The sequence below is a fragment of the Glaciihabitans sp. GrIS 2.15 genome, assembly GCF_035984695.1.
In the GTDB taxonomy this organism is placed as follows: Bacteria; Actinomycetota; Actinomycetes; order Actinomycetales; family Microbacteriaceae; genus Lacisediminihabitans.
In genome coordinates this window covers 1-24,150 of record NZ_JAXCHU010000007.1, presented here as the reverse complement: position 1 = coordinate 24,150, position 24,150 = coordinate 1, and the positions used below count along the sequence as shown (strand labels likewise).

General features: G+C 62.8%; 26 protein-coding genes and 1 pseudogene. 11 read left to right on the top strand and 16 right to left on the bottom strand.

Annotated features, from left to right (window positions below; all coding sequences use genetic code 11):
- Window positions 1-29 precede the first annotated feature (29 nt).
- Window positions 30-1,274, top strand: coding sequence for a hypothetical protein (locus tag RCH11_RS11135; RefSeq protein ID WP_327057076.1), 1,245 nt, complete (start codon window positions 30-32; stop codon window positions 1,272-1,274).
- Window positions 1,271-2,146: a L,D-transpeptidase gene (locus tag RCH11_RS11130; RefSeq protein ID WP_327057075.1), complete on the top strand. Its 876-nt coding sequence runs from the start codon at window positions 1,271-1,273 to the stop codon at window positions 2,144-2,146. Before RCH11_RS11135 ends, RCH11_RS11130 begins: the two co-directional genes overlap by 4 nt.
- A gap of 19 nt (window positions 2,147-2,165) precedes the next feature.
- Here RCH11_RS11130 and RCH11_RS11125 read toward each other — a convergent pair whose 3' ends face one another.
- Window positions 2,166-3,512, bottom strand: a complete 1,347-nt coding sequence (locus RCH11_RS11125) for a M18 family aminopeptidase (RefSeq protein WP_327057074.1) — start codon at window positions 3,510-3,512, stop codon at window positions 2,166-2,168.
- Between the two features lie 110 nt (window positions 3,513-3,622).
- On the opposite strand from RCH11_RS11125, the gene RCH11_RS11120 reads away from it, so the two are divergent.
- Window positions 3,623-4,945, top strand: coding sequence for a GNAT family N-acetyltransferase (locus RCH11_RS11120; protein WP_327057073.1), 1,323 nt, complete (start codon window positions 3,623-3,625; stop codon window positions 4,943-4,945).
- Window positions 4,946-4,985: 40 nt separating this feature from the next.
- Here RCH11_RS11120 and RCH11_RS11115 read toward each other — a convergent pair whose 3' ends face one another.
- A complete protein-coding gene (locus RCH11_RS11115) occupies window positions 4,986-5,744 on the bottom strand; it encodes a DUF429 domain-containing protein (protein WP_327057072.1) in 759 nt (252 codons plus the stop codon).
- Window positions 5,745-5,773: 29 nt separating this feature from the next.
- Window positions 5,774-6,577 carry a DUF4433 domain-containing protein gene (locus tag RCH11_RS11110; protein WP_327057071.1) on the bottom strand — a complete coding sequence of 268 codons (804 nt, stop codon included), beginning with the start codon at window positions 6,575-6,577 and terminating at the stop codon, window positions 5,774-5,776.
- Window positions 6,578-6,788: 211 nt separating this feature from the next.
- On the opposite strand from RCH11_RS11110, the gene RCH11_RS11105 reads away from it, so the two are divergent.
- Window positions 6,789-7,148: a hypothetical protein gene (locus RCH11_RS11105; protein ID WP_327057070.1), complete on the top strand. Its 360-nt coding sequence runs from the start codon at window positions 6,789-6,791 to the stop codon at window positions 7,146-7,148.
- Window positions 7,149-7,164: 16 nt separating this feature from the next.
- On the opposite strand, the gene RCH11_RS11100 is transcribed toward RCH11_RS11105, so the two are convergent.
- The gene (locus tag RCH11_RS11100; RefSeq protein ID WP_327057069.1) at window positions 7,165-7,572 is read right to left on the bottom strand and encodes a hypothetical protein; all 408 of its coding nucleotides are present in this window, start codon (window positions 7,570-7,572) and stop codon (window positions 7,165-7,167) included.
- A gap of 171 nt (window positions 7,573-7,743) precedes the next feature.
- Between RCH11_RS11100 and RCH11_RS11095 the strand changes: the two genes are divergently transcribed.
- The 3 genes from RCH11_RS11095 to RCH11_RS11085 all read left to right on the top strand — a co-directional run bounded on the left by RCH11_RS11095 (window position 7,744) and on the right by RCH11_RS11085 (window position 9,840).
- Window positions 7,744-8,031, top strand: a complete 288-nt coding sequence (locus RCH11_RS11095) for a mycoredoxin (protein WP_327057068.1) — start codon at window positions 7,744-7,746, stop codon at window positions 8,029-8,031.
- Window positions 8,028-8,507 carry a hypothetical protein gene (locus tag RCH11_RS11090; protein WP_327057067.1) on the top strand — a complete coding sequence of 160 codons (480 nt, stop codon included), beginning with the start codon at window positions 8,028-8,030 and terminating at the stop codon, window positions 8,505-8,507. The genes RCH11_RS11095 and RCH11_RS11090 overlap by 4 nt, the downstream gene beginning before the upstream one ends.
- A 418-nt stretch (window positions 8,508-8,925) precedes the next feature.
- On the top strand, window positions 8,926-9,840 hold the full coding sequence (locus RCH11_RS11085; RefSeq protein ID WP_327057066.1) for an MBL fold metallo-hydrolase: 915 nt from the start codon (window positions 8,926-8,928) through the stop codon (window positions 9,838-9,840).
- A gap of 458 nt (window positions 9,841-10,298) precedes the next feature.
- On the opposite strand, the pseudogene RCH11_RS11080 reads toward RCH11_RS11085, so the two are convergent.
- A pseudogene (locus RCH11_RS11080) lies at window positions 10,299-10,796 on the bottom strand (IS3 family transposase); the annotation flags it as partial.
- Between the two features lie 150 nt (window positions 10,797-10,946).
- Here RCH11_RS11080 and RCH11_RS11070 point away from each other — a divergent pair.
- Window positions 10,947-12,362, top strand: coding sequence for an IS30 family transposase (locus RCH11_RS11070; protein WP_442789044.1), 1,416 nt, complete (start codon window positions 10,947-10,949; stop codon window positions 12,360-12,362).
- Window positions 12,363-12,596: 234 nt separating this feature from the next.
- Here the strand turns inward: RCH11_RS11070 and RCH11_RS11065 are convergent, their stop codons facing one another.
- The 6 genes from RCH11_RS11065 to RCH11_RS11040 all read right to left on the bottom strand — a co-directional run bounded on the left by RCH11_RS11065 (window position 12,597) and on the right by RCH11_RS11040 (window position 16,360).
- A complete protein-coding gene (locus tag RCH11_RS11065) occupies window positions 12,597-13,067 on the bottom strand; it encodes a hypothetical protein (RefSeq protein ID WP_327057065.1) in 471 nt (156 codons plus the stop codon).
- Between the two features lie 135 nt (window positions 13,068-13,202).
- Window positions 13,203-13,748 carry a GNAT family N-acetyltransferase gene (locus RCH11_RS11060; protein ID WP_327057064.1) on the bottom strand — a complete coding sequence of 182 codons (546 nt, stop codon included), beginning with the start codon at window positions 13,746-13,748 and terminating at the stop codon, window positions 13,203-13,205.
- Window positions 13,749-13,946: 198 nt separating this feature from the next.
- Window positions 13,947-14,546 carry a hypothetical protein gene (locus RCH11_RS11055; protein ID WP_327057063.1) on the bottom strand — a complete coding sequence of 200 codons (600 nt, stop codon included), beginning with the start codon at window positions 14,544-14,546 and terminating at the stop codon, window positions 13,947-13,949.
- Between the two features lie 156 nt (window positions 14,547-14,702).
- On the bottom strand, window positions 14,703-15,143 hold the full coding sequence (locus RCH11_RS11050) for an SRPBCC family protein (protein ID WP_327057062.1): 441 nt from the start codon (window positions 15,141-15,143) through the stop codon (window positions 14,703-14,705).
- A complete protein-coding gene (locus RCH11_RS11045) occupies window positions 15,140-15,499 on the bottom strand; it encodes an ArsR/SmtB family transcription factor (protein ID WP_327057261.1) in 360 nt (119 codons plus the stop codon). The genes RCH11_RS11050 and RCH11_RS11045 overlap by 4 nt, the downstream gene beginning before the upstream one ends.
- Before the next feature lie 372 nt (window positions 15,500-15,871).
- Window positions 15,872-16,360, bottom strand: a complete 489-nt coding sequence (locus tag RCH11_RS11040; RefSeq protein WP_327057061.1) for a GNAT family N-acetyltransferase — start codon at window positions 16,358-16,360, stop codon at window positions 15,872-15,874.
- A gap of 482 nt (window positions 16,361-16,842) precedes the next feature.
- Here RCH11_RS11040 and RCH11_RS11035 point away from each other — a divergent pair, with 482 nt between their 5' ends.
- Window positions 16,843-17,979, top strand: coding sequence for a hypothetical protein (locus RCH11_RS11035; protein WP_327057060.1), 1,137 nt, complete (start codon window positions 16,843-16,845; stop codon window positions 17,977-17,979).
- A gap of 154 nt (window positions 17,980-18,133) precedes the next feature.
- Here RCH11_RS11035 and RCH11_RS11030 read toward each other — a convergent pair whose 3' ends face one another.
- Window positions 18,134-18,367 carry a DUF2283 domain-containing protein gene (locus RCH11_RS11030; protein WP_327057059.1) on the bottom strand — a complete coding sequence of 78 codons (234 nt, stop codon included), beginning with the start codon at window positions 18,365-18,367 and terminating at the stop codon, window positions 18,134-18,136.
- A gap of 124 nt (window positions 18,368-18,491) precedes the next feature.
- On the bottom strand, window positions 18,492-19,157 hold the full coding sequence (locus tag RCH11_RS11025; RefSeq protein ID WP_327057058.1) for an SDR family oxidoreductase: 666 nt from the start codon (window positions 19,155-19,157) through the stop codon (window positions 18,492-18,494).
- 116 nt (window positions 19,158-19,273) lie between these two features.
- On the opposite strand from RCH11_RS11025, the gene RCH11_RS11020 reads away from it, so the two are divergent.
- On the top strand, window positions 19,274-20,305 hold the full coding sequence (locus RCH11_RS11020; protein WP_327057057.1) for an alpha/beta hydrolase: 1,032 nt from the start codon (window positions 19,274-19,276) through the stop codon (window positions 20,303-20,305).
- 334 nt (window positions 20,306-20,639) lie between these two features.
- Here the strand turns inward: RCH11_RS11020 and RCH11_RS11015 are convergent, their stop codons facing one another.
- The 3 genes from RCH11_RS11015 to RCH11_RS11005 all read right to left on the bottom strand — a co-directional run bounded on the left by RCH11_RS11015 (window position 20,640) and on the right by RCH11_RS11005 (window position 22,964).
- A complete protein-coding gene (locus tag RCH11_RS11015) occupies window positions 20,640-21,041 on the bottom strand; it encodes a hypothetical protein (protein WP_327057056.1) in 402 nt (133 codons plus the stop codon).
- Between the two features lie 163 nt (window positions 21,042-21,204).
- A complete protein-coding gene (locus tag RCH11_RS11010) occupies window positions 21,205-22,422 on the bottom strand; it encodes an MFS transporter (RefSeq protein WP_327057055.1) in 1,218 nt (405 codons plus the stop codon).
- Window positions 22,419-22,964, bottom strand: coding sequence for a helix-turn-helix domain-containing protein (locus RCH11_RS11005; protein WP_327057054.1), 546 nt, complete (start codon window positions 22,962-22,964; stop codon window positions 22,419-22,421). Before RCH11_RS11005 ends, RCH11_RS11010 begins: the two co-directional genes overlap by 4 nt.
- A gap of 262 nt (window positions 22,965-23,226) precedes the next feature.
- Here RCH11_RS11005 and RCH11_RS11000 point away from each other — a divergent pair, with 262 nt between their 5' ends.
- The gene (locus RCH11_RS11000; RefSeq protein ID WP_327057053.1) at window positions 23,227-23,778 is read left to right on the top strand and encodes a GNAT family N-acetyltransferase; all 552 of its coding nucleotides are present in this window, start codon (window positions 23,227-23,229) and stop codon (window positions 23,776-23,778) included.
- Window positions 23,779-24,150: the final 372 nt, after the last annotated feature.

The window sequence follows — 24,150 nt, the reverse complement described above, 5'->3', positions numbered from 1 at the left end:
CGGGCCGTGGGGTTCGTAGCGTGGCCGCCATGAGTTCTTCTCGCCCGAAAATTCGATCGATGATCGCGCTGTCCGTCTTCGCGGCCGTGCTCGGAGCGCTTCTGTTGGTGCCCCTCAGCGCGGCGGCCGCCAGCATTGGACCGGGATACCAGCAGCCCGGAAAACCGCTCAATCACCTCGGTGGCTATCTCACGCCGGGAGGCCGCGTCGCGTATTGCATCGACCCCGGGCTCCCCAGCGCGGTCGCTCGGGACACCGGCGATTCGGGAGTCGTCGGTTCGGTGAACGGACTTGGCGCCGCAGAGATGCTCAGGCTGAACACCCTGCTGGACCGCTATGGCGAGACCTCGGATGCGAATACCGCGGCGGCAGTCGCCATGGCGGTGTGGACTATTGCCGGCAACGCGGCCTACCAGGCCGAGGGAGGTGACGGGTACGCGCTCGTGCGCGCTCCGGCAGACCAGCGGATGGCGATCCAGGCACTCGCCGACCGGTTCCGTGCCGAGGCGGCGGCTGTCACGGCGACACCACCAACGGCGGTCCTGTCGATCAGCATCGACACGGGCGATGACTATGGCGGAATCCTCGCTCTGGACGCGACGCCTGGCGTTACCGGCACTGTCGTATTGACCAATGCCGTGTTCGCCGATACCGGCGGGTACACTCGATCGCCAATATCCGCCGGCGCCAGGCTGGCCGTCGTTGCTGTGCCACCGAGTGGTTCGACCGCCTATCGAATTCTCGCGTCCAGCTCGGATCTCGTGGTTCCTGCCGCCCCGCCCGCCTCCGTTCACGTCTACTCCACGTCCGGCGCGCAGACCCTTGTCGCCGCCGCAGACTCGTCATCGATTGTGCTGGCGGCGTCGGCGTCCGACCTTCGCGATCGGCTCACCCCTTCGCTGAGTACCACTGCCCAGTCAGCGGCCGAAGTCGGCGGAACCGTGATCGACACGGCCTCGCTTCTGGATGTGCCGTCGAGCGGTGTGCACCTGCGCTGGTTCGGGTACCTCCAGCCGATCGGTTCGAGCACTCCGCAGTGTGCTGCGTCCACCCTTGCGTTCGAGTCGTCCGAGCCGGTCACGATCACGACGGACGGTGTCGTCGCCTCTGAGCTGTTTGCCGTCACCGATCGCTCCGTCGGTACGGTGTTCTGGGTCGCGACGCTGACCAGAAACGATGTCGTTGTGGCGAAGGGGATCTGTGGAGACAGCGCCGAGACCACCGTGATCACCTCACCGGAAACCCCGCCCCACCTCCCGGTGGTGAGCGGATGACGCAGCGAAGAGTCGCGGCTGCGCTGGCGATTCTCCTCGCGGCTGCAGCGGGCCTGTCACTGCTTCACGTGCTGGCCGCTCGCCCCGAGCCGGTGATCCGGGCGCAGTCGAGGCAACTCGGAGTGCTTCCCGGGCTCTCCAAGCTATCCGCCGCCCAACTGGCGGCGCTCCCCGAAGCCCGCTATGACGCCGTGATCGCCGCCCTTCTTCCGGCCGCGGGCGCGGCGGACGCCGACACCGCGTATCGGCTCAAGAAAGACACCGTGGTGTACGCGGCAGACCGGGCCACCCCGACCGCCCGGCTCGCGGCGCGGGACTTTCTCGGCGAGCCCTCCGTCGTGGTGCCGGTCGAATCCTCCGGCGACTGGCTACGGGTACTCACCCCGGCTCGCCAGCGGCTGCCTTCCACCGGGGCCAATTCCGCCGGCACCAATTCCTTAGGTGCGCTGGCCCCTGCGCAGACCTCCGCCTGGCTCCGCGCCGACTCCCTCTCCTCGCCAACAATGCTGGTGTCCCGCATTATCGTTTCCGTCTCGGCCCAGACGCTGCGCATCATCGGCGTCGGCAGCCGCACTTGGCCGGTGGGTGTCGGTGCGCCGGGAACTCCCACACCGGTCGGCGTCACCGGTTACTTACAGGCGCGTTACCGGGATGCGGTGCAGGGGCAGGCCGAGCATCCGATCCAGTTGACGTCGCTACATTCGACGGCAGCCGACGAGCCGTTCGGAGGCAACGACGGCGGACTGATTGGGATCCACTTCCAGGCGTCGGCATCCGGTGCGAGATCTCACGGATGCATCCGGGTTCCTCTGGAGGCGCTTGCGGCGGTGGACGCACTTCCCCTCGGCACTCTCATCACCATCGAAGGATGAGCGGGCGAGGCCCTCGCGGTCAAGCCGGCGCGAGGAACGCGCACATTGCCGAGAAGAGCGCGGCCGGATCATCGGCACCGCACAGTTCGCGCGCGGAATGCATCGAGAGGAGCGCGATACCCACATCGAAGGTGCGGATGCCGAGACGGGTTGCGGTGATGGGGCCGATGGTCGATCCACAGGCGATGGCGTTGTTCGAGACGAATTCCTGGTAATCAACGCCGGCCTGACGGCAGCTTCGTGCCCATTCCGCGGCACCGAGAGCATCCGTTGCATAGCGCTGGTTCGCATTGATCTTGAGCAGCGGACCGCGATTCACGACGGGCCGATTGACAGGGTCATGGCGCTCCGGATAGTTCGGGTGCACCGCATGTCCGGCATCCGCGGAGAGGCACCACGAATCAGCAAAGGCACGAGCGCGGTCCGCCGTGGAGGCGTTGGAAGCACTGCCGATGCGGGCGAGCACGCTATCCAGGAACGGTCCGGCCGCCCCCGACCGGGTCTCGCTACCCACCTCCTCGTGGTCGAATGCGGCGAAGACCGCGATCGAGGGGACTGCGGCAGAGGGGACTGCGGCAGAGGGGACTGCGGCAGAAGCGACCTCGATCAGCGCGAGCAGGCCAGCGTGAACCGACGACAGGTTGTCAAGGCGTCCCGACGCGAACAGCGCGCCGTCGAGGCCGAACACCCGGGGTTCCGCAGTATCCGCTGTGACGATGTCATAGCCAACGACATCCGAGCCGGCGCGGCCGGCAAGTGCGGCGAGGTGGGCGATCACATCCGTGTCCGCGACATCACCGACACCGATCACCGGATTCAGGTGCTGCTGAGGATTGAGGGTGAGGCCGTCGCTGTTGACCCCTCGATCCAGGTGAACGGCGAGTTGCGGAAAGCGCAGGAACGCTCCCGTGCGCACAAGCGCCGATATGCCGTCATCGAAGACGAGTCGTCCGGCGAATTCGAGCTCGCGGTCCAGCCAGGAAGTGAACAGCGGGGCCCCGTACACCTCGACTCCGGCCTGGAGCCAGCCGTGCAGGCCGGTCGTCGGTTTCGGCTTGAGTTTAAATCCGGGAGAGTCGGTGTGGGCACCGACGATGCGGAACGGTGTGGTTGTGGCTGCCCCCTCCGGTGTGATCCAGGCGACGATCGCACCATCCCGTACAGCGAAATATTTCCCCGGCACCAGCGGCCACTCCTCGTTTTCCACGAGCTCGACGAACCCGGCAGCTGTCAACCGACGAGCTGCCTCCGCGACGGCGTGGAACGACGACGGGGACGCGCGCACGAACACGGCGAGGTCGGCCAGGTGGGAACGGGACGATCCGGCGGCGGCCGTTTCCCGGGGCGAGGCAGGCGAGGCGGTCATCTCATCATTCAAGCACGCGGCTTTCGATCGTCACCCCGGCATCGTCACCCCGGCATCGTCACCCCGGCATCTTCACCCCGCCAGTCTGCAGCGCCCGGTACCCTCGGACAGTGAGCTACGAATACGCTAAAGCCCCGATCGATGCCCTCTCCGCCGAACGACTCGCAGCACAGGGACTCGACTTCGCCCTGGTCGATACCGCGGACCGCGAGGCCCTGACCAGCTGGCTGCAGGCCGAGAGTCGAGGTTTCCACGGTGGGCGCCTGCCGCAGGCGAAGCTCGACGCGCAACTGTCTCACGTTGCTCATCGCCGAACGACCGGCGTCTGGGACCCGGATGCTCCGGATGCCGCGTCCCCGGTCGCGACCGTGAGCACCTGGGTGACGAACCTCACTGTGCCGGGTGAGACGAGCATCCCGGCCTGGGCGGTGAGCGCGGTAACCGTCTCCCCTACTCATCGGCGACGGGGCATTGCACGTGCTGTGCTCGAGGCCGAACTCCGCACCGCCGTCTCACTCGACGTGCCCGTCGCGATCCTCACTGTCACCGAGGCAACGATCTATGGCCGCTATGGATTCGGGGCGTCGGTGATGAGTGCGGACTGGACGATCGACACCAAGCGGACGCGCTGGATCGGCACCGAGGCATCCGGCTCCCTGAGCTTTGTCGAACCGCATTCGCTGCTTACGGAGGGGTACGACCTAGTAGAGCGGGTGCGCCTGCTGACTCCGGGCCAGGTCGAGTTCGCCGACTTTCTCTGGGAGCGCCTCCTCGGGTTCGATGGTGACCCCGAGTCCGCACAGACTCTCCGCGTCGTGCGTTACGACGACGAGGACGGCGAATTGCAGGGCTTTGCGACCTTCCGGGTCGTCGAAGTCGGCGATGACTTCACGAAGCACCGTCTCGATCTCCGCTTTCTGGTCTCGGCGACGGACGAGGCCTACTCGGCGCTCTGGCGATTCATGCTCGAGATGGATCTCGTCTCCTCGATCTCGGCACCGCTGCGCACCATCGACGAACCCGTGCTCTGGCAGCTGTCGGACCCGCGTGCCGTGCAGCGCGTCGGAGTGCGCGAGCACCTGTGGACGCGCATCCTCAACGTTCCGGTCGCTCTCTCCGCCCGCCGATACAGCGCTCCGGGCACCTTCGTGCTCGATGTGAGCGATGATCTCGGGTTCGCCGACGGCCTGTTCCTGCTCACCATCGCGGCCGACGGACGCGCGAGCGTCTACACTCTCGACGGTGAGGCACCGGATGCCGCGGCCGCCCTCTCCCTTACGGTTGACGACCTCGGCTCGCTGTACCTTGGCGGTGTATCCCCGATCACGCTCGCCCGCGCCGGACGCATTACGGAACTCCGGCCGGGCTCCGCGGTGGCGCTCGAGGCCTCGCTCCGCTCGCCGGTGACACCCTGGCTGAGCATCTGGTTCTGAAGGAGGTGTAGGAGATCGGGGGGAACGAGATCGAACGCGTTCATGAGAACGGCCGCAGTTCGACCAGGTCTACGCTCGGCAGCGCGATCCAGCCCTCCCGGCTGGCGCGATCAAGGGATTCGGGCGGTGGCCGATGCCACTGTCCGAGAGCATGCGCCCGTGCCGCGAGAGCCGCGATGACCGCATCGAAGGCGTCATCGGACGCCGTCATCAGTTCGGCCATCGGGCCGGGTTTGAGCCAGGGCGCGCGTTCGAGGATCGCCGCGAGCAGCGTCGACCGGATCGTTGCATCCGTTTTGTACCCGACCGTTGAGAATCCCCAGTTACGAAGAGTGGCCGAAGGATAGACCTCCGCGGCAACACCGCCGCCGGCCCGATCCACACGCCCAATTCCGTCCGCGAGGGATTCGAGCAGCGCCGCGCAGTGCATGGCGGTGAGCCCAAGCCGATCGGTCGAGACGCTGAGTGGCCACCGCCCGGTGAGGACACGAATCTCGCGATCGGTCTCCCGGTAGGCGAGGCGTCGACGCCAGTCCATTCCCGATCCTGCGCGCTCGGCGGGCGAACGATCCAGTTGCTCACCGGTCGAGTGTCCCGCGACGAACGCGACGAAGTCGTCCGGCCAACCGAAGGCGCAGTCGATACCGAGGGAGGCAACGGTCGGGGCTACTGCAACGATCTGGGCGTCGCTTGCGCCCACCGTAAGTTGCACGACGCGAGCTTCAGACCCAGACCAGTCGATCACGGCAAGAGCGGTACCCCGTGGTTCTGCCGCGAGGTCAACGCCGGCTGTCAGCACCGGTGCATCCGCCGGTCGGTCGACGTCGCCTAGGCCTCGGGCTTTTGGAACCAGGGCGGGTATACCGAGACCTTCGGGCTGTGCGCCGACGACTTGAGAATCGCGCGCACCTCATCCCGCACGCGGTCGTTGGCGACCCCGACCAGCGTCACCGACTCGAACGGGAAGCTGTCTTTCACGAGAAGTTCGGCTTCGACGATGGTTTCCGTGTTGTCATCAGCACGGAGGCGGCGCAGCATCCGCTCGCTCGATTCGGTCGAGGCAGCAAACCGGGTGAGCACGTGGGCGGCATCGCCGTCCGTCACCACGATCGCGCCGTCATCAGTGTGCTCGGTCGCGTTTTTCACGGTACTCACGAGGAGCACGAAGTCGGCGGCGGTTATTCCGTGCCCATCAGCGGACAAGCGTGGGTCCGGGGAGTCCGAACGCAGGTCCTCCCACATCGTTGAGTTTGGCACAAGGAAAAATGGCACGAAGTCGGCAACGTTCGGGCTGCCGAGTCCGGAAACAGTCGTCGAACGGCGCGACTCGCGAGTCTCAGGAGCGGAGATATCCACTGTGGGACGGGTCCCCCAGGATTCGCTACTATCGGCGAGGATCGCGTCGGCGGCGACGATATCCGCGAGATTGCGCACGTGGGTCAGGTGGTAGATACGCTGGTCACCGACGTTCTCGACGGTCTTCGAGGCAGCGGAAGCGGCACGACGTGTGACGGCCGCCTTTGCCCGCGCATTGCGCTGGCCAGCCGCGGTCACGATTTCCAGTACGGGGACGGCCTTGGGGAAGCACTGGTCGCACAGGCCCGCTTCGAGTCCGTGAATACATTCGGCCACAGCAGAACCTTTCCTTTGCATCGGAGTCCGTGGTTGGCGCACTCCTTAGTTAAGGTTACGCAGGTTTAGGGGGCATGGTGCACCACGGCGACGATCTCCGCCGACGGATTTGCCCCGTTCGGTTTGTTTCTCTGCATTACGAGACAGCATGACATCCGATCATCGCGAACCTAACCTTGGATAAACAACGATGCACGGACGGGAGGCCAACATGTCTAATCTCACACCACCGGTGACCGATGCCATGCTGTGTCGACGTTCCGCGGCGGAATGCTGCATGTCCCCGGAGGCCGGCCACGTGGTGTCCGCCATTCGTGAGCGGGCGACGGCTGCGACCCCGAGCAAGTGGCGCGACGGAATCGTCGTCCACGCGCCATCCTCACGAGGGAGTGGCGGCAGCTGGATCGGGATCGACCTACTCGACTCGCAAGACACCGTCTGGGTGTGGAATCATGCGGACCTCACCACGGCGGTATCCATGGGCGTACCGGTCGCGCTGCACGAGTTGTACGACACGCTCGCCATCGGCCCGACGCGGTTCAGCGTTCTGCCCCTGCCCCGCTCCTCATAACTCCCCCGCCCCGTTCTTAGCCGACCAGCATCGAATCGATCATCTTCTGACAGGCCATCGCGCACTGACGGCAGACCTCGGCGCACATCGCGCAGTCGGCGCTCATGCTGGCCATCGCTTCGCACTCATCGGCACAGCTCATACACATGACCACCATCGCCTGATGCATCGCCATCATCGCTGGCCCGTTCATGCCGTTCGGACGAAGCATCGTCCGCATCATTGTGTTGGCCAGATCGGCGGCGTTCTGGCACATGGCGGCACACATCGCCATTTCCGGTGTCATCGCCATGGCACCGGCACACATCGTGCAGGCCTGTTCGCAGGCCGCGCACGCTTCAATGCACTCCTGCATCACGGCAAGGTCCATGCCCTGCATGGCGTCGGAATGCATTTCCATCATCTGCATCGCGGTAGTTGACATCGTCTTCGTCCAGCCTGGGCTGACTCGCGTCGGAGGGTCCGGCGGTATTGAGTATCGGCCCGATCACTGTCAACCTACGCCTCGCCGGGTGCGGTGTCTGCCCCTCGACAGCGTTCTCTCGACGGATCCGGCAGTCACAGAGTTCACACTCGATCGTCGTAGGCTCGAGCCATGCTGACCCGTGCCGAATTCATTCCTCCTGCTGGTGCCGTACTCATGTTCTCCACGACCTGGTGTGGGTACTGCAGGAACCTCAAGAGCCAACTCGACCGGGCGGGAGTGCCATATAGCGAGGTCAACATCGAAGAGGTCGAGGGCACTGCGGAGCTTGTCGCCGAGGTCAACGGGGGCAACCAGACCGTGCCGACCCTCGTCTTTCCCGATGGCTCCACCGCGACGAACCCGTCCCTGGCGACGGTCAAGGCGCGGCTGGTGGATGCGGCTTCCACTGGTCGATGACATCCCTGTCCAGTGAGTCCGACCTGTCCAGTGAGTCTGACCTGTCCAGTGAGTCTGAGCACGCTCTCGGACTACTGTCCCGCGCCGCAGAGCCCCTCGATCGCCTCCACGCGCTGCGGCTGCTCGCGATCGCCGTCGACCGGGATCCCGCGGTTTTGCGCAATGTGCGGGCTGCCCTGGTCGCTGGAGAGAGCTGGGAGCGGATCGCGGATGCCGCGGGCCTGGGTCTCGCGGCCGCGAAGTGGCGCTGGCAGGGCACTGACGAGCAGATCGCCGTGCGACTCGCCGCGGGACGCAAGCGTTCCGCTCGCCCGAGCAGCGTTCCTTCCGGCCTACCCGGACACTCTGTGGCCGACGCCGCACGCATGCTCGGGGTTACGGCGCAGGCGGTCTACCTGCGCATCAGCCGCGGAACCCTCCAGGCCACCACGGTGACCATCGATGATGGCCGCAGCTACAAGCGTGTGCTGCTGTGAACAGGGAAATTCGACGGTGCTAGTGACAGGCACGGTGCTCCTGACGGGCTTTGTGTACCGTGCTATTCAATCTGTCCGATTGACAGGTGAGTTGTCCGCCGAGATCACCGCGTTTTCGGGGCAACGTGGTGTTGCAGGAAAACGCACTGATAGGGGATCTGTGCCATTCATTTTGTCCAAATCGGAGATCTCGGCGAACGCGACCCTGATGTTGAGAGGCCGAACGCCGGCCTACTCAGCTCCTATTGTCGAGGTCCTCCGGCGAGGTGCTCCAGCGAGGAACTTGACGCTGTGACCGTCGAGCTCAGGTGCCCGTAGGCGGAACCCTCACCGCCGTCGTTGAGGCCGTTCGTGCCACCATCGATTCGCACGTCAAACTGACCTGAAGTAATAACATCACAACGAAGAGGTGGTTTGTATGCCTTCCCGACCCGTGGACTTCCACTCCGGCGCGCCGGTTGATCTCGACCTCTCGGTCGAATGGATGGACGGCTCCGGCCTGAATGAGCCACTGGTCCAGGTCCACGCACTCGACGAACACACCTTTATCCTTCGCCAGTCTCTGAAGACACACTACGAGGGACCATTCGTCTTCCTCCTGCTCGGCAACACGGGCGCACTCCTGATCGATTCTGGCGCGACCTCTGACGAGGAGACATGGCCACTGCGCCACCTTGTCGACGGAATCATCACGGACTGGCTCGTCGCGCATCCCACCCCGTCGTATTCGCTCACCGTCGCCCACTCGCACGGTCACGGGGACCACACCGCCGGAGATGTGCAGTTCTCCAACCGTGCCAAGACCAGCGTTGTGCCGGCGTCTCTCGAAGGCGTCAAAAGCTTCTTCGGATTCACGAATTGGCCAAACGAGACCGTTTCTTTCGACCTGGGCGGGCGGATCCTGCGCGTGATCGCCGGTCCCGGGCATGAAGAGGCCGCCGCGCTTTTTTACGATCCGTGGACCGGCGTCCTCTTCACAGGCGACACCGTCTACCCCGGTCGCCTCTACGTCGTGGAGATGTTCGCCTACATTGCCACGCTGGACAGGGCCATCACCGTCATGGCCGAGGTTCCCGTCTCCTACCTTTTGGGATGCCACATTGAGATGTCGTCTACGCCGGGCCACGATCATCCACTCGGTTCGCTCAGCCACCCAGGCGAGGCGCCGATGGCCATGCGTCCAGGCCAGCTTGTGACCCTGCGCGAACGAGCTGTCAAGATAGCCCACGTCCCAGGCGTGTACAAGTTCGACGACGTCATCATCTACAACGGTAAGGCCGTGGTCGACGACTACTTGAACCCGTCGTCAGGTACTGAAGGTGGTAGCGATTGACACAACATAGGAACTGTGCGACCCAATCGCCACGGGACGATGAGAGATGCAGTACTAGCGCGAAAGCGGCCATCGCGACGGAGAGCTCGATGTCGACAGCCCAGCAACGCCACCTGATGGAAGTTCATCGGGCAGGGACGCATTCCACCGCCGGACTCGCCGAGCTGTTCAACGTCGCCCGCTCCACTGTCTAACGAACCGTTCAACGATCTGTCGCAAACCGAAAAACACATTTGCCAGCTCCCGTTGTCGGACCAAGAAACCTTGCAACGGGACAGCCAAAGCTACAGATTTCGGTCCATACAACCCGATAGCCGATCCTGCCCACTACCGTTTCACATGGGAACGGTTAGCAGGACGTCCGAATCTCATCGTCGACCATTCCAGGCCCATATCGAAGGCGAAAAGTGTCCAAAGCTCGAGACTAGGGACTGCTGAAGGTTTAGTTGTCACTTCATTTAGGCCGCAAGCGCGGCTGTTTGGTCCATTATTTCAAACTCGATCGGCGTCAGGCGACCGAGTCGACGTTGGCGTCGTTTACGGTGGTAACTTCCCTCGATCCAGAGCACGATCGCGAGGCGAAGTTGCTGCTTTGTTGACCACCGGTGCCGGTTCAACACGTTCTTTTGCAACAAGGCAAAGAACGACTCCATCGCTGCGTTATCAGCACAAGCTCCGACCCGGCCCATCGAGCCTTTCATCCCGTTATCAGCCAACGTCTTCACGAACGCTCGCGAACGAAACTGCGACCCACGATCGGAGTGAACGACGGTGCCAGAATGCGGCCGGGCATTGATCGCGGCACTCAATGCGGTCACTGCCAGGCTTGCTCTCATCCGGTCATCGATGGAATACCCGACAATCTTGTTCGACCTGACATCCTTGATCGCGCAGAGATACAGCTTGCCTTCGTCAGCTTGGATTCCAGCAGTCGTCGCAACACCTGATGGAAGGTGGCGGCGATGGCGGGTAAGAATTACACGGACGAGCAGAAGGACGAGTTCTTTCGGCTTCTCGATCGGGGCGGCACGGTTCGTGCTGCCGCGCGAGCAGTCGAGGTGAATGAGAACGCCGGCTACAACTGGTTACGCAAGACGGGTCTGACGATGAAGCGGGCCGCTCCGCGCATCTATCCGCCGGAGTTGAAGACCGAGTTTCTGCGGCTGGTCTTTGAGCGTCAGATCATCTCGACTGTCGCCGTCGAGCTAGGTATTCACCGCCCGACCGCATATGCGTGGGCGCGAAAGGCCGGTATCTCCACGAGCGAAGCACGCAGGGTCAATCCACGACGGGACGAGTTCCTCCGACTCCGAGCCACCGGCTTCACCCGCGCTCAGGCCCGTGCGGCCGTTGGTGCGGATGCCCGGTCTGCGACGGACTGGGACAAGGGGATCACGATCATCAAGCGGGGCCGGATCTATCCCGATGGGCGCGTGGTCAGGTATTCCGAGAGGAACAATGGGGTCGTGCCTGAACGAAGATCCCGTGCCATCGGTGGAAGCGTCGACCTGAACATCGTCGAGAAGATCATCCACCCCCGATACCTCGGCGTCGTGGAGCGTGAGCATCTTCACGATCTCCACCGCGCTGGCTTGTCCATCCGCGCGATCGCGGTCGTGATGCAACGGGCGCCGTCGACGATCAGCCGCGAGCTGCAACGCAACACCGTCTCGGCGCGCGGCTACCTCCCACACACTGCGCACCGATTGTCCGTGACATGGCGAGCACGGCCACGGACACCGAAAGTCGCCGCCAACGACCGGCTCCGCACCTACATTCAGGGGAAGCTTTCTAGGAAGTGGTCGCCCCAGCAGATCAGCAATCGACTGGTCAAAGACTTCCCAGGCGCGAAGGAGATGCGGGTGAGCACGGAGACGATCTACCAGGCGATCTATGTCCACGCCCGTGGCGAGCTGCGACGGGAACTCGGAACGCAGCTGCGGCGAGGTCGCGTCGCCCGGAAACCTCGAAAGCAGCCAGACGCTCGGCGTCAGCGGTTCGTCGATCAAATGCGGCCAATCAGCGAACGACCGGCCGAGGTCGAGACCAGACAGATTCCCGGCCACTGGGAGGGCGACCTCATCATCGGCGCTCTGGGCGGCTCCGCGATCGCCACCCTGGTCGAGCGGACGACTCGCTTCGTGATGCTGGCCCACCTCGGTCGCGAACGAAACGCGGAAGCTCTCCGCGACTCGCTGATCACCACAGTCCGGCACTTGCCGGCATCGCTTCGGCAATCGCTGACCTGGGACCAGGGCGCCGAGATGGCAGAACACCGCGCGTTCAGCGTCGCGACGGATTTCGACGTCTACTTCGCCGACCCGGGATCCCCCTGGCAGCGCGGCAGCAACGAGAACACCAACGGGCTCCTCCGGCAGTACTTGCCCAAGGGCACCGACCTTGCCCCGCACGGCGTCGGGCGTCTTCTTGAAGTCGCCACAGAGCTAAATGACCGGCCTCGGAAATCCCTCGACTGGGACACGCCCGCTGAGCGTCTCACTGCTTTACTTGAAGCTTCATAACGAGAGCGTGTTGCGACGACTGCTGGAATCCAAGGTTCACTCACCTTGGTCATCCTCGCCTACTGGTGCTATTCGTCCTAGTCATCCTTTGGCGGCGCGCTTATCTGGCTGGCTGCGAGGAGCTGGTGTCGCACGCGTCGTCCCGCTCACAAGCGGAACCACTACTGCGACAGATCCACGCCACGATCGCCGGGATCAAAGCTGTGTCATTTGGGAAGGTTCGGTGGACCGCGGTCAATGGGAATAGGTCGTGGGGGCAGGTTCCCAGCCGGGGGTCACGATCATTACTTGCCATTGTGCGGAGGTGCTGGGGTCGGTGGCCTCCAGAGCGACGCCTGTGGCGGCGACGGTGACCGGGAGTCTCAGGGTGGCGCCGCAGGCAAAGTCCGATGAGGCGAGCACTCTGTGGGGTGGTGTGGTCGTCTTGACTGCGAGGTGAATGGTACCGGTGCCGTCGCACACGGCGAGAACGTCGTACTCGCCACGGGGAACATCGGCAAGATAGGCGGTACCGCGTGCGTTTCTGGCTCCGCTATCAATTCTGAGATCTCCACCAGCACCACCCTGCCCGTGGGGATCGCGGAGCACCGCGATCATCCGCTCGGACCAGTCAGTGTTGGGCGCCGGTCTGGCGGTGCAACCGGCCAGGGTCGCGAGGCTCACGCCGACGATCACCACGACGACGATGGCTTGAGGACACTTCACTATTGGATTGTTCCAGCGCACGGCACCACGCACAAGGGACAAGACGTGCCCTCACTGACTGCTAGTCATCAGCTGCCCGAAGGCGGAACCCTTCACGGTCGCGCTTGCATGACTGAACCGTGTCCGCAAAACCTGTCAGGCTGAGTATTCGTTCGTAAGGATGGCGTATCCGTCGAGGGTAATCCACTCGTCTTTGAAAAACTCGACATCAATCTGGCTCGACTCTCTTCGCATCCCCACACCGATGAGCAGCTTGGCCACAGCATCGTTACGGGTGTCGCAGTTCGCAATAACCCGGTGCGCATTGGCTGCCGTGAAGAGGTGATCGAGCACTCTCTTTACCGCTTCCGTTGCGATACCGAGGTGCTGGTTTGCTGGGGCGAGGGTGATGCCAATTTCGTACGTGTCGTCGTGATCGTCGAGCGTGTGAATTGCCACATCGCCGAACAGCTTCCCGGTTTCGACATCGTGGATAGCGAGCTGAAGCCACCTGCCAGATTCCGGAAGGTCGGTGGCTGGCTGGGAATTGATCAGCTCGGCCGCATCGTCATCGTTGTACGTGGGGTCCCATCCCTGCCACCGGGCAACATCCGCATCCTGTCGGTATGCAACAAATGTGGCCGTGTCTTGTTCTGTGAGCGGGGTGATCGAAAGTCGGGGTGTTGTCAGTGGGTAAGTCACTCAGTAAATGTAGCGGCCCTCAGAAAACGTGGAGGAAACCTCGTGCTGTCAGGTTGGCGCGTTATGTCGTTGGGGTCAGCTCACGAAACGGAATAAATAGCACGGAGAGACACCGAAGCACCCGTCTTTGTTGATCTTTTCCCACAAAATCAGAATAAGGCGAGCTCGCTGAGCCCGGAAGGCGAGCGCCGTACGGCGTTAGGCCAATGGTGCTTTGTAGCTGTACCAGCGTTCCGTGATGTTGTATCCGAGCGCTCGGTTAACACCAAGGCGGGCCTCATTCGCGGCCGCACCGCCCGTGCCGAACACGCGGGCGCCGTCGTTCGCACACGCGATGATGGACGCCGCCTTCACAGCGGTACCGATTCCGCTACTTCGCTGGCTGGCCAAGACCGAAGTGAATTCCGTCTCCGCGTGTTTCTCCCGCCGTGCGATTACGGTTGCTCCGACCAGCAGCTCACCGTCGCGGGTACCGGATACCCGAAAGCCCTTGTTCCAGAGGTCGCGAGTGGCCTCGGCATCCAACAGATCGTGGGAAGTCGCCGGCGTGAACGGGAAGTCGGCGGTGTTGGCTCGCTCCAGCTCATACAGGTCGGACGAAGCGGTCACCGGCAGTTCGAAGATCTTGATTCCAGCATGCTCAACTCGCGAGAGCGTCCCGCGGAAGATCGACAGATCTGGCGCATTCGCCAATTCAAGCCGCGCACCCCAAGACTCGCCGACGACCGTGTACCCACGCGACTCCACAGCCTCACGTCGCGGATCTTCTTCCCGCGGCACCACAAAATCGTTTCCCATGAATCTTGTCGAAACAGAGCCGCCCTTGGAACCGCCGCCGCTCCGCAGGCGGGACCCTGAGCGGAACTGGTTGCGGGCTTCGTCCGTGACGACTCGGTCGAGGTGGGGTTGCGGTCAGTGTCGCCCGCGCAACGCGCTGACGCGACCGGTGCCCGTCTAGCGGACGAGCAGCTTCTCCATATCGTCGAAGAACGCGGTGTATCCGGCTGTGAGGGCCGCCTTCGACGCGTCGTCGAAGCCCTGGGCGGTTTGCACCATTGTCATCATGGCGCCGCCGTCGACGGCGACGATGTCGACGGTAATGGGCTCGCGGGCCGGATCATCGGGCTCGTCCGTGAGGGTGAGGGCGAGCCGCGTCGGACGATTCACCTCTGTGAACTCGCCAACCCAGTGCTTCAGGCTGCCGTCGGGCAGGTGCATGGTAGCCTTCCACCCGCCGCCGACACGGACATCCATCTCGACATCGTCGACCGGGACCGCGGCCGTCCCGAACCAGACCGCGAAAGAGGCAGGCGTTGTCCAGGCGTCGAAGACCTGCTCGGGTGTTGCGGGGAAGGTGCGGGTGATGCTGACGGGGTTGCTGACGGGGTTGCTCATGAGGATTCTCCTTTGTCGGTCACGTTTGTTTCGGTGGTCGTGATCTCAGCGAGGACGTCACCGAGGGCATCGAAGCTGGCACCCCAGAACTTCGCGTAGTCGCCAATCCACGCGCAGGCATTCGCCAGCGGTCGAGCGTCGAGGGTCGCGGGGCGATACTGCGCATTCCGACCCCGACTGACCAGTTCCGCGGCCTCGAGCACCCGGAGGTGTTTCGACACCGCCGCGAAACTCATCGCGAACGGCTCTGCTAGCTGCCCAACTGTCGCCTCGCCCTGCGCCAGGCGCGCCAGGATGGCGCGCCGCGTCGGGTCGGCGAGGGCCGCAAAGGTGCGGCTGAGCTGGTCGGCGGGCATGTCGTCCAATCTTGTATTCAACTGTCTGGTATAGAATTGCTGAGTTGAATATATGGCATCGCGCGTTCCACAGTCAAGCCCAGGGCCACTTCTCTTCTCAGCCGGGTCGAAGGAACGCGAGGCCTGAAGAAGGCAGCGGAGCACATCGCGAGTCGCACCATAAAGAATCGTTGTCCCCTCGCAGATGATCACCTAATGCCGCAAGCGAGACGGTGAACGGGGCAGCTCATGAGCCAGTCGAGCTCTGCGCCAAGCGCGTCGGCGCGCTGTCATTTGGGAACTTCCAACCGGAACGGCTACTTGACAGCCGCGGTGTCAGGAGCGGATCCGTGTAGGAGAACCTCTGGCAGCCGATTCCGTCATCGGTTTCGGTCAGAGCGGGTAGAACATGACGTGCAGCCCGACGTCACCGTCCACTGGGTGGCGAAAGCCTCCTGGGACGGTTCCGACTATGGTGAAGCCGAGCGACTCGTAGAGCCTTACTGCGGAGGAGTTCGTCTGGGCGACGGCATTGAACTGCATGCCCTGGAAGCCTTGGGCTCGTGCCCAGCGGAGTGAGTCCGAGACGAGCGCCCGCCCTACCCCTCTGCCCTGGTGGACTGGATCCACCATATAGCTCGCGCTGGCAATATGGGCGCCCGGCCCAGCTCGATTGGCATACATATTGGCGGTGCCGACCACCTCGCCACCGTGCGCTTCAGCCACGACCACGCGACCCGGTGCCCTCACCATCCACAGCGCCTCAGCCTCCGCATTGCCCAATCCCAGGTCGTAGGTGAAGGTGTCTCCCGCCACCACGATTTGATGCAGAAATGGCCAGATGACACGCCAATCGACGGTGGTAGCGTCACGAATGATCATCTAGCAAGTCTGTTCCCTCACCAGTAAAACCGCGACCTACTCGTCCGATGAAGGAACCTCCAACAGGACGGTCGAGCGCTCCCCATGGAGGCGTCCTGGGCGCTACCTCGCGTTGGTATCGCTAGAACCCCTCGGCTGAAATTGAAGCGCAGAAGTAATGTGCGGCCATAAGGCCTCTGCGACCGAGCTCTTCCATGCGCCTTAAAAAAATGGAAAGGGTGGCAGCCGTGTCGGGAGAAGGCCATCGAACGGGAGCGGCCAACGGTAGCCTGTCGGCATGATCGATACCCAAGCGCCCGCCCACTGTCGCAACGATGCGCCGATGGCTGCGGCGCGATGAGTTCACCCCGCGACCGTCAACGGGCGGCATTGTGGGAGAAGGCCCGTTGACGGCTCCGCCTCAAAGTGCGGGGCACTCAGATGACGAGCTTCTTTTCAGCGGCATGGTCAGTAGGTGGCTGTTTCGGAAGGGTGCGCGTTGGGTGGAACGATTCGATGTAGACCTGACCGCAGATCGTGAGGAGCCAGAGTTCATCAACGGGGCTTTTGGTGAGCAGATGCTGGTTGATGTGTTCAAGTTTCGCGCTGCCGCGAAGCTGGGTCCGGCGATAATCTACGCGCGAGCCCTCCCGCACCCGGATACCGGCTTTGATGTGAGCGACTTCTTCGCCGGCAATCTCGAAGTGGAGAAGCAACTTAGTTCCGACCGGATCGACCTCTCCGGCGAAACCGCCATGGACGGAGGGGACTTCTGGGCATTCGTTAGCAGCATCGGCGAGCCGAAGACTCGTGAGGACTTCGATCGGCTGATCGAACGTACCGCCGCGGGTGGTGATGAACTCATATTTGCGTTTCAGAACGCGCTCGCCCTCAAGCTCTTTTCCCTCGATCATCCCGCCAACGCCATCAAGACAGCCTCCACTTTCGATCAAGATGAGCCGGGACTGTGCCTGCGTTGTGCGACTGTCCTTACCGGCAAGCAGGCGTTCGACGACCTGCTGGAGAACCCAGGGAGCGTGGCCTGGGAATCGAGTATGCGGCAGAGCGGATTCCTCCTGGGCCTGGCTCCTGCGGCACATGGCTATTTGCACCGAAGGATGTCACCGACTCTAAACGCGGCCCATTCGACCGAAACCGGATCGAATCTGACTCTCTGGGGAGACCTGGTTGCTTCCGCGCCACCAACGTCTGACAACGTCGTTGACACGCTTGCGACCCCTGAAGAGCTCAGTGCGTTCTACGCGAATTATTTCCTCGAATCCTGGGGAGGGGTCAAAGACCGGGTCTGGGATGGAGCCGCCGCAGGGGGTGCCCAGTGGATGATTGCCCGGGCCATCGTGATGCGAGGCAAGGACACCGCAGAGGTACTCGTCTGGCTTGCTTCTTGGCACTCCGAACCCGATTCGATCCGCACACAGCGAATACTCGACTTCCTCGCCGACACGGGAGAGTTAGTAGTGCAGGCAGCCCTGATGGAGACCGTCGACACCCACTCAATGCGACCCTTCGGCTCAATGCCAGACATGTTCCGTATTGCCCGGCGCTCACGGCTGACTCAAGAAGAATATGTGCGGAAATACGTGGGGTTCTCCAGCAACCGAGCTCCAGGGTGGGTGTGAATCGGAACGGGAAAACGACCGTGCAAGCCCAGGTCGGTGAGCGGTGCAGCGCTTTCGAATTGTGGACCGGGACTTCGCGCAAATGCACGACAGGTTGCGGCCAGTCCCCTCGACAGCCGAGCGTGGCAACACTGTGTCACCAGCGCACGAGCATCTACCCGATGCGCTTGGCCCGCGCCAACGTTCCTGGCTTCAGCAGCGATCGTGCACCAAGGACCTCGACGCCCAGCAGTCTGCCTTTCTTGTCGAAGTCGAGCACGATCCCGCCGACACCCTCTATCTCGTGCACGTCTTGACGCACGGCTTGCCCCTTCCGAATGCGGGGTGCAATCGGGAAATAGGCTGCGTCGGCCTCATGATCGTAGGTACCGAGCGTTCGTTTCGTCACGGTCGAACTCTATTGTCTGGGCTGCGGAAGATCCGCTTGGATTGGTGCACCGGCTCTGGCTCAGGTGAGCCAAGGTCAAACTGAACAAACTGCGCCCGTAAGAGGGACGGTCATCGATCCGGATTCAGAAGCGCGCAGAGAATCCGCCGTCTGCGTTGAGCAGCTGCCCCGAGATCCAACGACCCTCACCAGAGACTAGAAAAGCGACGACGCTTGCGATGTCGGCGGGCTGGCCGAGGCGCCCCGACGGGTGCCGGGGCGTGAGATCCTGTCGAGTGCTTTCATCCATCCACCCCGTATCGATCGGACCGGGATTGAGCACATTAGCGGAGATTCTCATTGGCCCAAGCTCCCGCGCAGCCGATATGACGATGCGATCTAACGCGCCTTTCGAGGCCCCGTAGGGGAGGTTCCCGGTGGTGGCATCGCTGGTGAGGGCGACAACTGCTCCGCCTGCATCGGGAATCTGGCGGGCAAACGCTGCGATGAGCAGGAGGCTCGCTCGCGCGTTGACCGCGATGTGGTGGTCAAAACTCTCGGCCGTCGTGTCGAGAATCCCCGACTCGACATCGTGAGCATGGCTAAGAACGAGTGCGCTGATCGGGCCTTCTTCTCGCGTTACTGCCTCGATCAAGGCCGCAGGACCGGCCGGGGTCGAAAGATCAAACAGGTAGTCAGCGTTTTCCAGACCGCTGGTCACCACGTGCCATCCGTCCGCACGAAGACGTGGCACGACCCCTGCGGCAATGCTGTTGTCTCGTGCTGAGCCGGTTACTAACGCGAGAGGCATGCAACGACACTATCGAGTTGCAACACAGACAGGCCACCAGTCCGCAAGCGGAACCCCATGTGATCGCAGTATCTCCGATCCCGCGTGGCAGTGTTGTCGAGCGATAGTGTTGCGCCATGAGGTCGTGGATGGGGCGCAAACGGCATGGGATCCCGGTCATTCTGCTGGGGATGGGTGTTTTCGTAGCCCTGCTCAGCGCTGTGAGTCCATGGCCGACCTCCCTACTTATCCGCGCCGTCTTTGAAGGACAGGCAGCCAAGACCGAGAAGGAAATGCACGCGTATGAGCCAGCGGCTGGCATCGACCAGAAGCTCGATGTCCCCTACGGAACGGACGGCAAGAACACAACGTTTGACGTGTTCTTTCCCGCTGACTCGGCGGGCCCGTTGCCGACTGTCGTGTGGATTCACGGCGGCGCGTGGATCTCGGGCGACAAGGCCGACGTCAGACCGTACGCGCGCATCCTGGCATCGCACGGATACACCGTTGTTGCCGTCAACTACCCGGTCGCCCCTGAAGCCGTCTACCCCGCTGCAGTGGCTCAACTCAATGGTGCGCTCGGATTTCTTACCGCTCACGCCGACCAGTACCGCATCGATGCCGACCGAATCGTGATCGCGGGCGATTCAGCCGGATCGCAGTACGCTGCGCAGCTCGCGACGATGATCACCAGCCCCACTTACGCCGCGCAGGTAGGACTCACACCAGCAATATCACCACATCAAGTGCGGGGGGTAGTGCTCAATTGCGGCATCTACGACGTCGGCGGCATACCGGATGCTCCTGGAATCGGTGGATGGGGTTTCCGAACCGCACTGTGGGCCTATTTGGGAACCAAGGATTGGTCCAATACCCCCGGCGGCAAGCTAATGGGAACCCTCGATGACGTGACCGCCGACTTCCCGACGACCTGGATATCCGGTGGAAATGCCGATCTGCTCACCGCAACCCAATCGGAGCCTCTAGCCGCCCGACTCACCAAACTCGGCGTCGATGTGACGAGCGTTTTTTACCCGAAAGACACCGAACCCGCGCTACCCCACGAGTACCAATTTCATCTGGACTTCGACGCTTCCAAGTCGGCCCTTTCCTCCACCATCGCCTTCCTCGACCGAGTCACCGCCCGACCGCCCACGGCCACTCAGTAAAAGCGGGATAGCAGCCTGAGACCTGAGAAGCCGACGATGACGGTAAGTGCGACCGCGCCTGTCTGTTACCAACTCATCTTGCCTAAGTCTCCCGAATACGCGTCGCCTGCAATGAAGCTGTGCCAGCCCCTACGGGAGCCGGTTGAATCGAGGCATTCTGCGGCCCGGGGTGTGCGGCCGCAAATTCCCATCGAACTCAGCCAGCAGGGCCGTCAGCATTGCAATCGCAGAGCGAAACTCAGCTTCCTGCCTTTGAGTTCCAGCCGCCCGCAAGAGGAACGTCATACGGTCCTCATCGGAGGGTGGGGATGCAGAGCAATCAATTTGCTTGGTTCTACTTGACCTTCTTCTCCTTGTTCTTCTTCGATCTGGGTTTGGACTTTGTCTGGCGCTCAGAACCCGTATCGAAGAATGCATCAAGGTACGCCTGTGGCTTCAGCGTGCTGCTTCGAACCAGCGAAAAGATCTCATCGGCTGAGCTAAGGGAATCGCTCTCGTTAAACATGGCGTACCCCTGTGCAAGCCCAAGATATTTGGGTCCTGTGGCGCGGCCGTCAACGTCCGGCTCACCCTCGTAATCACGAGCTTCCACCTCCGCGAGCTCGATTGCCTCCGCCATCGATGTCGCCCGCCACACGGTGATCCGCTCCTCGTACAGCTTCTTTTTGGACCGCGGAAGGAGGTAAACCGTTCGGACGGAATACCAAGCGGAGACTAAAGGGTCACCTTGTGTCATGAGACACAACCTGCCATGCAGCCGCACCATTCACAATTCGTGAGCAACAATCGCCTGCTCCATTGAAATGGTCAATGTCGTAGAGAAGCTGCAGTTTGTCATGCCCTCAAGCCGAACCTCATTCGGACCATCGAGGTTGCCTTGAGTGTGGTTCTCGCTTCTTCTACTCCGATTGCACTGGATCTGTGACTGCCGCGGGTCTGGAATTTCTGAGGAGGGGCACCGATGCGGCGACCACGAGGGTGAGGGCCATTCCGGCGCCGATGATGAATCCGAGTCTGGGCTCCACGGCGTCCACGGCGAACCCGACGATTGCGGCGGCGACTGCTGCACCCGCGTTGACAGCGGTGTTGATCCAGCTGGATGCCTCGGTGCGCACCTCTGCGGCGGTGAGGTCGTCGGCGAGCAGGTAGCCGGTGACAAGTGAGGGGGCTAGGAAGAATCCCACCGCGGCGAGTCCGAAGCCGAGAACTGCAAAAGATCCAATCGTCGTCAGAAGGGCGCACAGCATGGTCATGACCGTGCCCAAGATAATGAGTCGGTTCACAAGCGAACTCCTCCACGAGCGCAGGCCGTAGAGCAGGCCTCCGACTGCACTCCCGGCGGCAAAAGAAGCGAGAAGGATCCCGGCCAAGCCCACCGATCCGTGAGTATCGGCAACTGCTGGTGCGACTACCTCCACCGTCCCGAGTACGACTCCCACGCCGAGCAGCGCGATCAGGACTGGGACGAATCCTTTCTGTCGTAGCGGCCGTGACCTCTTCCGCGGGGAAGCGGCGACGGCGACGCGCCCTCGCGAGAGCGAGCTGCTCGTCATGCCGAGCGTTCCGACAACCGCCACCAGGGCTGTGGCGAGAAGTCCGATCGTCGGGGATGCCGCACCCACAATGGCCGCCGCGATCAATGGCCCTGTCGTGAACAGTAATTCCTCACAAACCGCGTCGACGCTGTACGCCTTCGTCCGCAATGCTCCTGGCATTGTGATCGAACCCCAAAGCACTCGCATCGACGCGCCGAGCGGTGGCGGAAACAACCCCACAACTGCCGCAAGTCCAATCAGCACTCCTGCCGGCGGCCCGGACTGGGCTGTCAGCGCAGCTATTCCGCTGAGACCGGCGGCGAAGGCGATGGCTAGCGAGTTGAGTGCGAAACGTTGCCCGCGTCGGTCGACGAACCGTGCACGGTACGGGGACGCGATCACATTCGCGAGCCCGAACGCCCCGATGGCCGCGCCCGCGATCGCGAACGAGTCCGTACTCCGCTGCACAGCAAACAGCAGCACCAGGGTCACCATGGCGAAAGAGAGCCGCCCGACAAGCGCGGGAACAAAAACCCTGAGCGCGCCGGCTGTGCGCAGTACTTCTAGGTAGCCACCACTCATGTGCGCGGGGCCGCGTCATCGGTCGAAACCTCGAACAGGGCAAGAGTCGCACTGATCCGGACGCCTCCTGGCTTAGCAGAGGGCGTCGCCTCATCGTGGATCAGTTTTCCGACCTCGCGGGACATTTCGCGGATGCGTTTCCACGCCTCGGAGGAGACCGTGACCTGGGCCTCAGTGAACACGAACTCGGATTCCGACACGTAGCGCGCGCTGCGAGCTATCAGTTCTGCCGCGAGAGAACCCATCAGAGCCTGGTGCTCGTCGGCATGTCCCGACCCAAGTACCTCGCCGCTAGCCGGGTCGTGCCGGTAACGTTTCGCGGTCCCGCCGCGGATGATCGTCTCTTCGACAAGCTGCACAAGCCCGACCTGAGCCAAACGGCGCAGGTGGTAACTGACGTTCGCTTGGCTCTCACCCAATACACGCGCCGCCTCCGCCGCGCTGAAAGCCTCCGCGGTCAGAAGCGAAAGCAAGCGCAAGCGCAGCGGGTGGGCCACGACCCGCAGTCCAGCGAGATCATAAGGAGTGGTGGCATCCGGCATACCCACACGATATGGCGAATAACACTCAACCACCAAATTGTTGTTTGGCGGTTGCTCGCCCGCGACACATGCCCGCCCATCTCACAGCACCCGAGTCCAAAATTGCGGGACAGCAATGGCAGCAGAATCCACTCCGCCCAACGGCCGAGCCTGCCGATCCCGCTTCACATGGCGAATGACGGGCGAGGCAGCGCTCGTGAGCGGATCCCGCATTTGCGTACGTCGCGATCATGCTTGGGCTGGGTCTGGCACCATTATCTGCATGGACCCAGCGATGGCACCGGAGGGCGCGACCGTTCTGGAAACGGAACGGCTGCTCCTGCGACGGTGGGCAGTTGCCGATGCCGTAGTACAGCGCCAGCTATGGGCCGAGCGCGATCCTCGTGTGCCAGCGCACCGACGGATCTCGGTCGACGCTAGCCCGTCCCTTGAAGATCTCGAAGACCGGATTCGGGACGAATACGTTCAACCTCGTCTAGGGCTGCTGGCTGCGGTGCGAAAAGACAGCCGGGAGGTCATCGGCTACTGCGGTCTGATCGCAAACGCACATGGGCAGGACGATGAGCCCGAGCTTGCGTATGAGTTTCTTCGGAGAGACTGGAGCCGCGGTCTCGCGACTGAGGCTGCGTCTGCGGTCCTCGAATGGGCGGAGTCGTTGGGCTACACCCGCTTGTGGGCGACTATCCGAGACTGGAACACGGCCTCACGACAGGTCGCGTCGAAGCTGGGGTTCGTTGTGACCTCGCGAATAGAGCCAAATGCCGAGCACGGTGATTCCCTCTTCTATCGCAAGGATCTTGAGCCTGGTCGCTGATCAGAACATCCGAGAGTGCCTGCATCAGCGAAGCCCCCGGAGGCCCGCTGGGGAACGGCAAGCGCGACAGATCTGGTGCCCAACCTTCGAACGGAGGAGCGCACCGATGCCCTATCACTTGAGAACCACTTCCGGCCGATATGACTGCGTGCTGATATCTCCCGCCGGCATGCCCACTGAACGCCGGCGGTCAACTCCCCTGGCTCCCGGAATGCTGTCGCGGTGACGCCGGTCGGTGACGCCGCCAACGAAACGACAGAATGAAACTCGAAGCGCTCTTAGCCTGAATCCACCGTTTCGGTTTGTTGAGGGTGTCTTTTCGATTTCTTTCGGATGCTGTCGTGGGTGGGCGTGACGATGGGCCCGGCCTTG